Origin of the sequence: Streptomyces sp. NPDC059455 (genome assembly GCF_042750115.1) — a bacterium.
GTDB lineage: Bacteria > Actinomycetota > Actinomycetes > Streptomycetales > Streptomycetaceae > Streptomyces > Streptomyces endocoffeicus.
Map to the genome: position 1 here is coordinate 21,484 of NZ_JBHYVB010000074.1, position 12,659 is coordinate 34,142.

Below are 12,659 nucleotides of genomic sequence, written 5' to 3' on the forward strand. Positions count from 1 at the left end.
ACCGAGGCCGACGGCCGCTCGGGTGTGATGCGCAAAGTCTGTGTGATCTACCAGGTCTGGGAAGCCGCTCGGCGGACTGCGGTTCACCGGATGACGGAATCGGCGAGCCGGTACCAGAACATTCGGCATGCGCTGACGTCACATTTACCATCCGACGGCCCGGTGGGCAATGGGTTGCGAAAGCTGATGCCGATGGGGTGGCGCTGTAACGGCGGTTATCGCCGATGTCACTGATGGGTGTGGCGTCGGACAGTTAAGGGCAGTTGATGCCGGGTATATCGAGAGCATGAACTCCACGCCGGGCCTCTTCTGAATTCGTTTCCGTTCGGCCGTACGCCCGGTGCTGGAGGTTTCTCTCGATGACCACTGTCGGCCTGCCTGGAGGGGTCCTCGCCGGAGACGCTGTCGACCCGGACACGGCGATAGCCGTGATCGGCGTCTCCTGCCGGTTCCCGCGGGCGGAAAGCCCGCAGCGGCTGTGGGAGCTGTTGGCGTCGGGCGAGAGTGCCGTCACGGAGGTCCCGTCGGACCGCTGGACAGGTCAGGCCTCCAACGAGGCACCTCGCTGGGGCGCCTTTCTCGACCGGCCGGCGGACTTCGACGCGGGCTTCTTCGGCCTCTCCCCCCGCGAGGCGCCTTTCGTCGACCCGCAACAGCGACTCGTATTGGAACTGGGCTGGGAAGCCCTTGAGGACGCCCGCGTGGTCCCCAGCAAGGTCAGCGGCAGCCGACTGGGCACATTCGTCGGCGTGAACGCGGACGACTACGCGAAGCTGCTGACTCGTCACGCCGAAGCACTCGGCGCCCACCACACCTTGCCGGGCATTCAGCGCGGCATTATCGCCAACCGGCTCTCCGCTTTCCTCGGCGCCATTGGCCCGAGCCTCACGATTGACTCCGCACAGTCCTCCTCCTTGGTGGCCCTGCACCTGGCCTGCGAGAGCCTGCGGTCCGGGGAGTCGGAACTGGCCATCGCGTGTGGCGTCAATCTGCACCTGATGCCGGAAAGTGTGCTGCTCGCCGCAAGCTGGGGCGGTCTCTCGCCGGACGGTCGCTGCTACACGTTCGACGCCAAGGCCAACGGATATGTGCCGGGCGAGGGCGGAGGCGCCGTCGTGCTCAAGCGTCTGAGCGCCGCGCTCGAGGACGGAGACCGCATCCTGTGCCTGGTGCGTGGCAGCGCGACCAACAACGACGGCGGGGGTGAGACGCTCACCTCTCCGACGGTGGGCGCCCAGGCCGATGTGCTCACCCGGGCCTACGAGCATGCCGGCCTGTCCCCGGCCGCCGTCCGCTACGTCGAGCTGCACGGAACCGGAACCCCGGTGGGCGACCCGGTCGAGGCTGCCGCGCTGGGAGAGGCCATCGGCTGTCGGCGTCCGGTCGGCCGGCCTCTCGCCGTCGGGTCGATCAAAACCAATATCGGCCACCTGAGCGGCGCGGGCGGTATCGCCGGGTTCATCAAGACCGTCCTGGCCCTCAAGCATCGACTGCTGCCCGCCAGCTTGAACTTCGAGACACCGAACCCCCGGATTCCTCTGGACGAACTCAACCTCCAGGTGCAGCGGAAACTCGGTCCGTGGCCCGGGGACCCGGCGCCGGACGAGCCACTCGTCGCGGGGGTGAGCTCCTTCGGGATGGGCGGCAGCAACTGCCATGTCGTGCTGTCGGACTGGCGGCCGGAACCGGCGGACGAGCACACCGGCGGGCGTACCCGAACGGATCTGCCGGTCGTGCCCTGGATCGTCTCCGGCCGCTCCGAGCAAGCGCTGCGCGGACAGGCGCGCCGCCTGGCCCGATTCGTCGAGGGCGCCGGCGACATGGACGTGGTCGATGTGGGCTGGTCGCTGGTGTCGTCGCGGTCGTGTTTCGGGCATCGCGCGGTGGTGTTGGGTGCGGGTCGGGGTGAGCTGGCCGAGGGGTTGTCGGGGCTGGCTGAACGGGGCGGTGGCTCGGGAGTGGTGTCGGGTTCGGTGGTGGACGGTGATGTGGGGGTGGTGTTTTCGGGGCAGGGCGCGCAGCGAGTCGGTATGGGTGAGGGCTTGTCGGGTTTTGGTGCGTTCGCCGCGGCGCTGGATGAGGTGTTGGGCGTCTTTGACGAGGTCGCTGGTGGTGTGGCCGCTGGCATAGAGCTCTCGGAGGATCTTCAGGAGGTTTTTGGGGTCGGCGGGGATTTTTCGGCTCGACTGCGGGAGGTGATGTCCGGAGGTATTGACGGGTTGACCGGGACGGGGTGGGCCCAGCCGGCGTTGTTCGCGTTCGAGGTGGCTTCGTGGCGTTTGCTGGGTTCGTGGGGTGCGCGTCCCTCGGTGGTGGCGGGGCATTCTCTGGGCGAGTTGGTGGCGGCTTATGTGGCGGGTGTGTGGTCGTTGCGGGACGCGGCTCGGGTGGTGCTGGCGCGTGGGTGGTTGATGCATGGGTTGCCGACCGGCGAGGGCGTGATGGTGGCGGTGGGAGCTGGGGTGGATGCGGTGCGTTTGGGTGACGGTGTGGAGGTCGCGGCGGTGAACGGTCCTGAGTCGGTGGTGCTTTCGGGGACGGTGGCGCCGGTGTTGGCCGAGGTGGGGCGCTTGGAGGGGTTGGGGGTGAGGACGCGGCGTTTGGCGGTGTCGCATGCGACTCATTCGGCGTTGATGGAGCCGATGTTCGAGGCGTTCGGGCGGGTTGTGGGGTCGGTGGGGTATCGGGATCAGTCTGTGCCGGTGGTGTCGAGTGTCACGGGACGGGTGGCTGCTCCGGGGGTGTTGCAGGATCCGGAGTACTGGGTGCGCCAGGTGCGCAGGACGGTGTTGTTCGCTGATGCGGTGACCACGATGCGTGAGCACGGGGTGGCGACCTTTCTGGAGATCGGCCCCGACGCCGTTCTCACCCCCATGATCAAGGAGTCGGTCCGGGCCTGGACCGAGGACGAGCGGACGCATCCCGACGTCGCCGCTGTCCCGTTCTGCCGCAGGGATCGGGACGAGACGCATACCGCGGCCACTGCGATGGCTCACCTATGGGTGCGCGGTGAGGAGGTCGACTGGGAACCGTTCTTCGTGGGGGCGCGAAAGGTCGACCTGCCCACCTACGCGTTCCAGCGCGAGCGGTACTGGATCGAGAGTCGGCCGTCACCGGAACGGACGGTCGCCGAACCCACTCGGAAGGTCCTCGAGACCGACGGGACCGGGGTGGTAACGGCGTTGGACGCGAGGCGGGCCGACGGACGCCTCGCCGCTGTTCTGGCCGGGCTGTCCGAGCCCGAACAACGTGACGCCATCCTCGACGCGGTGTGCGACCAGGCGGCGTCGGTCATGGAGTACACCGGCCGGGTCGATGCCACGCTGACGTTCAAAGACCTCGGCTTCGACTCGCTGATGGCGCAGGAACTGGCCGACGGACTCGCCGAACGCACCGGTCTGCCCCTCGCCGGCCGGCTGGTCTTCGACTACCCGACCCCGCGCGGCCTCGCCCACCACCTCTACGAAGAGATCACCGGAAAGCGACAGGTGGCTGTCACCCGCGTCGCGAAGGCGACGGCGGAGCCGTTGGCCATCGTGGGCATGGCGTGCCGCTACCCCGGCGGCGTGAACACGCCCGAACAGCTGTGGCAGCTGGTCGTCACCGGCGAGGACACCATCTCCGGGTTTCCCGCCGACCGGGGCTGGGACCTGGACGGCCTCTACGACCCGGACCCCGGGCACTGGGGCACCAGCTACACACGGAACGGCGGCTTTCTCAGCGGAGCCGGTGACTTCGACGCGGAGTTCTTCGGGATTTCGCCGCGTGAGGCGCTGGCGATGGACCCGCAGCAGCGGCTGCTGCTGGAGACGTCCTGGGAAGCACTGGAGCGAGCCGGAATCGATCCGCGATCGCGCCGCGAGTCGGCGACCGGCACCTACATAGGCGCCACCACCCACTACTACGGTCCACGTGCTCACCAGGCCGCTGACGGCTTCGCCGGTTACCTGCTGACCGGTAACACGCCGAGCGTGATGTCCGGCCGTATCGCCTACGCACTCGGACTGGAAGGTCCGGCGGTGACGGTGGACACGGCGTGTTCGTCGTCGCTGGTGGCGCTGCATCTGGCTGGTCAGGCGCTGCGTTCCGGCGAGTGCGACCTGGCCCTCGCCGGCGGCGTCACGGTCATGGCCTCCCCGGACATGTTCATTGAATTCAGTCGGCAGCGCGGGTTGTCGGCGGATGGCCGGTGCAAGGCGTTTTCGGCGGGTGCGGATGGTACGGGGTGGGGTGAGGGTGTGGGTGTGCTGGTGGTGGAGCGGTTGTCGGACGCCAGGCGGAACGGGCACCGGGTCCTTGCCGTGGTGCGTGGTTCCGCGGTGAACCAGGATGGTGCGTCGAATGGGTTGACGGCGCCGAACGGTCCGTCGCAACAGCGGGTTATTCGGTCGGCGTTGGCGAGTGCGGGGCTTGGCGCGGACGAGGTCGACGCTGTCGAGGCGCATGGTACGGGGACGAGGCTGGGTGACCCGATCGAGGTGCAGGCGCTGCTGGCCACGTATGGGCGGGACCGGGGCGGGCATCGGCCATTGTGGCTGGGTTCGTTGAAGTCGAATATCGGTCATACGCAGGCGGCCGCGGGTGTGGCCGGTGTGATCAAGATGGTCTTGGCGATGCGGCACGGGGTGTTGCCGAAGACGTTGCACGTGGCGGAGCCGACGCCGCAGGTGGACTGGTCCGTGGGTGGGGTGGAGCTGCTGACCGAGGCGCGTCCGTGGGCCGGGGGTGGTCGTCCGCGACGGGCGGGTGTGTCCTCGTTCGGGATCAGCGGCACCAACGCACACGTCATCCTGGAAGAGGCCGAAGAGGCCGAAGAGGCCCCGGACAAGCCGGAAGCGCCGGCGGAAGAACCAGATGGCGCCCCCGCTGTCATGCCCTGGGTCCTGTCGGGGAAGAGCGAGGCGGCGCTGCGCGGGCAGGCGCGGCGGCTCGCGTCCTTCCTGGAGACGCGCCCCGAGGTGTCGCCCGTTGACGTCGGGATGTCACTGGTCACCTCACGGTCGCTTCACGAGCGGCGCGTGGTCGTGACGGGCGGCTCGCGGGAGGAACTCCTCAAAGGGGTAAGGGCCGTGGCCGAGTCCACCGCGACGAGCGGTGCGGCGCGAGACGGCGGAATCACGCCTCGCCCCGTGTTCGTGTTCCCGGGGCAGGGGTCGCAGTGGGTGGGAATGGCTCGGGAGCTGCTGAGGTCCTCGACGGCGTTCGCCTCACGGATGAGCGAATGCGCGGTGGCGCTGTCCTCGTTCGTGGAGTGGTCGCTGCTGGATGTGCTCGACGATGCCGATGCGTTGGAGCGCGTGGAGGTGGTCCAGCCGGCACTGTGGGCGGTCATGGTGTCGCTGGCCGAGGTGTGGCGCTCGTACGGTGTCGAACCGGCGGCCGTGGTGGGCCACTCGCAGGGGGAGATCGCGGCCGCGGTGGTGGCGGGCGGCCTGTCGCTGCGGGACGGTGCCCGGGTGGCGGCGTTGCGCAGCCGCGCGATCGGCACCGGGCTGGCCGGGCGCGGCGGGATGGTGTCGGTGGCGTCACCGGTCGACGAAGTGCGACGGCGTATCGAGACGCTGAGCGGGGCGGTGGCGGTGGCGGCGGTCAACGGGCCGTCGTCCACGGTGGTGTCGGGTACGCCGGAGGCGCTGGACGTACTGCTGGCACGGTGTGAGCGCGACGGAACAAGGGCGAGGCGTATCGCGGTGAACTATGCCTCGCACTTCTCGCAGGTCGATGAGGTTCGCGAACAGATCCTCGCCGATCTGGCGCCGATGGAGCCCCAGACGTTCGCGGTGCCCTTCTTCTCCACGGTCACTGGGGACTGGCTGGGCGGCGAGCGCGGCCCGGACGCCGAGTACTGGGTGCGAAACCTGCGGCAGACGGTGCGTTTCGAAGAGGCGATCCGCGCGCTGGCCGGTGAGGGTTTCGGGGCGTTCGTGGAGTGCAGCGCGCACCCGGTGCTGACCGCGAGCGTGCGGGAGACGCTGGTGACCGCGGGAAGCGACGCCGTGGTGGTCGGTTCGCTGCGGCGCGACGACGGCGGTGCGCGACGCATGCTCACGTCGCTTGGCGAGGCGTTCGTCCACGGTGTGCCGGTGGACTGGACGCGGGCGTACACCGGGTCGGGGGCGCGGCGCGTCGATCTGCCCACGTACGCGTTCCAGCACGAGAGGTTCTGGTGGGAGCCGGACGCCGAGCCGGCACCGGAGGGCAGCGCGGCCGACGCCGCGTTCTGGCAGGCCGTGGAGGACGGCGACGCGGAGGCGCTGGCCGGCGCACTGGAGGTCGACGACGAGTCGGTCGCCCAAGTGCTGCCCGCGTTGAAGTCCTGGCGGCAGCGGCAGCTCGTGACCTCGACGGTGGACGGCTGGCGTTACCGCACCAGGTGGGTCCCCATGAGTACGGCACGTCAGCCGACGCTGTCCGGCACCTGGCTGCTGGTCGTCCCGGAGGGCCGCGCCGGGGAGGCCGTGGGGCCGACCGCGGCCGCGGTGCGGGACCACGGAGGCGACGCGGTCACGGTCGAGCTGCCCGCCGGGGCCGTCCGCGACCGGATCGCCGACATGCTGCGAGGTGTTCGGGCGGAGGGCGGCGAGTACCGCGGTGTGTTGTCGCTGCTGTCCCTGGCTGACGGGCCGCCCACCGGAGCCGGTGTCTCCCGGGCGGGCCTGACCGGGACGCTCGCCCTGTTCCAGGCGCTGGGCGACGCGGGGGTGAACGCACCCCTGTGGTGCCTGACCCGCGGTGCGGTGGCCGCCGCGGACAGGGAACAGGTCGGCGTCCCCGCCCAGCGGATGGTGTGGGGCCTGGGCCGGATCGTGGCCCTGGAGCACCCGGAGCGGTTCGGCGGCCTGGTGGACCTGCCGGAGCGGTGGGACACACGCGTGGGCCGCCTGCTGGCGGCGGTACTGGCCGGTGCCGAGGGCGAGGACCAGGTCGCGATCCGTCCCTCCGGAATGTTCGCCCGCCGTCTCGCCCGCGCCACGCGTCCCGGCCCGGGGGCGGTGTGGCGCCCGCGCGGCACCGTGCTGGTGACGGGTGGTACCGGTGGTCTGGGCGCGCGGGTGGCCCGCTGGCTGGCCAGGTCGGGTGCCGAGCACGTGGTGCTGGCCGGCCGCCGTGGACCGGACGCGCCCGGCGCCTCCGCGCTGCGCGAGGAACTGGAGGCCACCGGCGCGCGGGTGACCATCACCGCCTGCGATGTGAGCGACCGCACGGCACTCGCCCGGCTCCTCGATGACGTATCCGACGGCTGCCCGCTGTCGGCGGTGGTCCACACCGCGGCGGTCCTGGACGACGCGGTCGTGGAGCGGCTGACCCCCGAGCAGATCGACCGCGTGCTGCGGGTGAAGGCCGACGGTGCCTGGTACCTGCACGAGCTGACCCTCGGCATGGACCTGGACGCGTTCGTGCTGTTCTCCTCCGTGGCGGGCACCCTGGGCGCCTCCGGACAGGGCAACTACGCGCCCGGCAACGCCTACCTCGACGCCCTCGCCGAGCACCGGCACGGCCTCGGCCTACCCGCGTCCTCGGTGGCCTGGAGCGCTTGGGCCGAGGAAGGCATGGCCGAGGGCGGTATCGGCACGGTGGCGCGCCGGCACGGCCTGCCGGAGATGGCCCCCGAACTGGCGGTGTCGGCACTGGCGGGCGCGGTGGCCGAAGGCGAGCCCAACGTCGTGATCGCGGATGTCGAATGGGACAGGTTCCATGTGGCCTACACCGCCACCCGCCCCAGCCCTTTCCTGGCCGACCTGCCCGACGTACGCGGGCTCGCCCACGCGGCCGGTCCCGGCACACACGCGGCGGCCGCGCCCGACGGCCTGGCCGGCAGGCTGGCCGGTCTGGCGACCCGGGCCGAACAGGAGACGGCGATGCTCGCCGTGGTACGTGAACACGTGGCGTCGGTACTGGGCCACGTGGAAGCCGACGCGGTTGATCCGGCCCGCGCGTTCAAAGACCTCGGCCTCGACTCGGTGACCGCCATCGAGCTGTGCAACCACCTGAACGCGGCGACCGGCCTGCGCCTGTCGCCCACCTCGGCCTTCGACTTCCCGAACGCCCGCGCCCTAGCGGCCCACCTGCGCGCGGAACTGCTCCCCGGCCCGGAGGCGGCGGCCGCCTCGCCCGTGGCCGCAGAACCGGCGACGGACCAGGACCCCGTGGTCATCGTCGGGATGAGCTGCCGATTCCCCGGTGACGTCCGGTCCCCCGAGGACCTGTGGCGGATGCTCGATACGGGTGGGGAGGGAATCACCCCGTTCCCCGACGACCGCGGCTGGGACTTGGCGGCCCTGTACGACCCGGACTCCGGCTCCGACCGCGCCGGGACGTCCTGTACCGACGAGGGCGGTTTCCTCCACGACGCGGGGGACTTCGACGCCGACTTCTTCGGGATTTCGCCGCGTGAGGCGCTGGCGACGGACCCGCAGCAGCGACTGCTGCTGGAGACGTCCTGGGAGGCGCTGGAGCGGGCGGGCATCGACCCCTTGGCGCTCAGGGGCACCGGCACCGCCGTCTTCGCCGGGACGAACGGCCAGGACTACCTCGCCCTGAGCCCCGAGGTGCCCGAGGAGGCGGCGGGATACGTCATCACCGGCAACACGGCCAGTGTGCTCTCCGGCCGGGTGTCCTACGCGCTGGGCTTCGAGGGTCCCGCGATGACGGTGGACACGGCATGTTCGTCCTCGCTGGTGGCCCTGCACCTGGCCATACAGTCGCTGCGCACCGGCGAGTGCACGCTCGCCCTCGTCAGCGGGGTGACCGTCATGGCCACGCCCGGCCTGTTCACCGAGTTCACCCGCCAGGGCGGGCTCGCTCCTGACGGGCGCTGCAAGGCGTTCGCGGCGACGGCCAACGGTGCCGGCTTCTCCGAGGGCGTGGGCGTACTGGTGGTGGAGCGGCTGTCGGAGGCCCGGCGCCAGGGGCACCAGGTGCTGGCGGTGGTACGGGGTTCGGCCGTGAACCAGGACGGCGCCACCAACGGCCTGACGGCGCCGAGCGGCCCGTCGCAGCAGCGGGTGATCCGGGCGGCGTTGGCGGACGCGGGGCTGACCGCGGGTGAGGTCGATGTCGTGGAGGCGCACGGTACGGGTACGACGCTGGGCGACCCGATCGAGGCGCAGGCGCTGCTGGCCACGTACGGTCGCGACCGGGACGGAGACCGGCCGTTGTGGCTGGGCTCGGTGAAGTCCAACATCGGGCACACCCAGGCGGCGGCTGGGGTGGCCGGTGTGATCAAGACGGTACTGGCCATGCGGCACGGGCTGTTGCCCCGGACCCTGCACGTCGATGAGCCGTCGCCGCATGTGGACTGGTCCGCGGGCACGGTGAGGTTGCTGGCCGACCCCGTCGTGTGGCCCGAGACCGGCCAACCGCGTCGGGCGGGTGTGTCCTCCTTCGGCGTGAGCGGAACGAACGCCCACATCATCCTGGAACAGGCACCGGAACAGGCACCGGAACAGGCACCGGAACAGGCACTGGAACAGGCGGCTGCGGAGGCCGAGGCGGACGACGAGCCGGTGCCTAGCCCCCTGGCGATCTCTGCCGGCGGTATCACCCCCTGGGTGCTGTCGGCGAAGTCCGAGGCGGCGGTCCGCGACCAGGCCGCGCGGTTGCTGTCGCTTGCCGACGAGGGCGCCGGCCCGGACACGGTGGCAACGGGCGATGTCGGTTTCTCGCTGGCGACCACCCGCGCGGTGTTCGACCGTCGCGCGGTGGTCCTGGGCGCGGATCGCGCCGATATGGTTCGCGGCCTGGCCGCCCTGGCGGAGGGACGGGAGGCCCCGGGCGTGGCGCACGGTGCTGTCATCGGCTCCGACGACAGAGCGGTGTTCGTCTTCCCCGGCCAGGGCTGGCAGTGGATGGGGATGGCGGTCGAGTTGCTGGATTCGTCGCCGGTGTTCGCGGAGTGGATGAGGAAATGCGCGGCGGCGCTGGCGCCGTCGGTCGACTGGTCGTTGCTGGATGTGGTGCGAGGTGTCGAGGGGCCGGAGTGGATTGACCGGGTCGACGTGGTGCAGCCGGTGATGTGGGCGGTGATGGTGTCGCTGGCGGGGACGTGGCGTTCGCTGGGTGTGGTGCCGTCGGCTGTGGTGGGGCATTCGCAGGGGGAGATCGCGGCCGCGGTGGTGGCGGGTGGCTTGTCCTTGGAGGACGGCGCGCGGGTGGTGGCGGTACGCAGTCGCGCGTTGCGGGCGCTGTCAGGCCGTGGGGCGATGGCGTCGGTGAGTCTGCCGGCGGGAGCGGTGGAGGAGCGGTTGGCGGCGTGGGGTGAGCGGTTGTCGGTGGCGGCGGTGAACGCGCCGGCGTCGGTGGTGGTGTCGGGTGATGTGGAAGCGGTTGAGGAGTGGCTGGCGGTGTGTGAGGCGGAGCGGGTTCGAGCGCGTCGGGTGTCGGTGGATTACGCCTCGCACTGTGCGCATGTCGAGGCGATCGAGGCCGAGCTTGAGCGGAGTCTTGCCGGGATCGCTCCGCGGCCGTCGTCGGTCCCGTTCTATTCGACGGTGACGGGCGGTGTGTTGGACACGGTGGAATTGGACGCGCGGTATTGGTATCGGAACCTGCGCGGGAGGGTGCGGTTCGACGAGACGGTGCGGGTGTTGCTGAGCGAGGGCTTCCGGGTGTTCGTGGAGGCCAGTGGGCATCCGGCGCTGGTGATGGGCGTGGAGGAGACGGCCGATGACTATGGAGTCGGCGTCGCGGCGGTGGGGACGTTGCGCCGTGGCGAGGGCGGTCCGGATCGGCTGTTGGCATCCGTGGCTGAGGCTTTTGTGGGTGGCGCCGAAGTGGATTGGCCGGCGGTGTTCGCGGGATCGGGAGCGCGGCGCGTGGACTTGCCGACGTACGCCTTCCAGCGTCGGCGGTACTGGCTCGACTCGCGTGTTGCTGCGGAATCCGGTGCCGCGGCCTCGGTGGGGTTGGAGCCGACGGAGCACCCGTTGCTGGGGGCGGCGGTGTCGCTGTCCGAGTCGGACGGGTTCTTGCTGACGGGGCGCTTGTCGCTGCGCGCCCAGCCATGGCTTGCCGATCACATGATGCTGGGGCGGGTGGTCGTGCCGGGGTCGGCATTGGTGGAGATGGCCTTGCGGGCGGGGGAGGAGGTGGGGTGTCGCCGGCTGGAGGAGTTGACGCTGGAGGTGCCGCTGGTGCTGGCCGACGAGGGCGCGGTCCAGGTGCAGCTCGTCGTCGGCGGGCCGCGGGAGGAAGACCGGCGTGAGCTGAGCGTGTACGCCCGTGATGGCGGCAGCGGTTCGTGGACGCGCCATGCGCGGGGTCTGTTGAGCGTTGGTGGTGAGGCGGGCGGCTCGGGGGATGTGAGCGCATGGCCGCCGGTGGGAGCGGAAATGGTCGACTTCGCCGGGACGTATGAGCGGTTGGCGGGTGTGGGGCTCACGTATGGGCCGGCGTTTCGCGGGCTGCGGTCGGTGTGGCGCCGGGGGAAGGAGGTCTTCGCCGAGGCGGAGTTGCCGGAGGTGGCGAGTACGGGTCGTTTGGGGATGCATCCTGTGCTGCTGGACGCGGCGTTGTATGCGTGGTTGGCATGCGTGGACGGCGCCGGGGACGGGGTGCGGTTGCCGTTCGCGTGGAGTGGTGTGTCCGTGCATGCGGCCGCTGCCGCGGCTTCGGTGGTGCGGGTGCGGCTGGTGCCGGATGGCGATGGCGGGCTGTCGATGGCGGTGGCCGACGCGGCGGGGATGCCGGTGGTGTCGGTGGACGCTCTGGTCATGCGACCGGTGCGGGAGGCGGAGTTCGCGGTCCCGGACCGAGTCGAGTGGGTGCCGGCCGCGTTGCGTGTGGCGTCGGGGGGCGGATCGCGGAGGTGCGTTGTGGTGGGGGAGGACGTCTTCGGGTTGGCCGAGGCGCTGGGGGCGGAGCTCTTCAAGGATCTCGCCGCGCTGAGCGAGCACGCGGCGCCGGATATGGCGGTGGTGTGTGTTGGTTCCGCTGTCGGCGATGGGGTGGTGTCGGCCGCGAGCGGTGCCATGGGCGGGATTTCGGGTGTGGTGCGGGAGTGGTTGGCGGAGGAGGCGTTCGCTCAGTCGCGGTTGGTGGTGGTGACGCGGGGCGCGGTGGTCGTCGAGGCGGGTGAGGACGTCCGCGATCTGGCAGCGGCCCCGGTGTGGGGGTTGCTGCGCTCCGCGCAGACGGAGAATCCGGGGCGTTTCGTGTTGCTGGACGTGGACGATTCGGCGGCGTCGCTCGATGTCCTGCGTCAGGCCGTCCTGGCAGGAGAGGGACAGGTGGCTGTACGCAGCGGCGAGGTGTTCGCGCCGAGCTCGGCCCAGCCGAAGGGACGCGTCCGTCGGCCGGTCCCCGCACGACGCACCCCCGCCCCCACCCACGCCGAAGCCTCCCGTTCGGAAGGGGCGCCGCTGGTACAGCGTCTGTCGGGCCTCGGCCACGGGGAGCGACAGCGGGTACTGCTCCGGACGGTCCGGGAACACGCCGCGGCCATCCTCGGCCTCGGGGAAGCGGGATCCGTGGCGCCTGATCGCGGCTTCCTCGACCTCGGCTTCGTCTCGCACACCGCGATGGAACTTCGTAACCGGCTGAACGCGGCCACCGGGTTGCGACTGCCCACGACCCTGATCTTCGACTACCCGAGCCCGACCGCGCTTGCCGAACACCTCGGAAAGAAACTGGCACCTCCCGACGCCCCGGCATCGGACGGC

1 pseudogene is annotated in these 12,659 nt (G+C 70.8%); it reads left to right on the forward strand.

The window, feature by feature from the left end:
* Window positions 1–431: 431 nt before the first annotated feature.
* A pseudogene (locus tag ACFXB5_RS25170) lies at window positions 432–12,609 on the forward strand (type I polyketide synthase); the annotation flags it as partial.
* Between the last annotated feature and the right edge of the window lie 50 nt (window positions 12,610–12,659).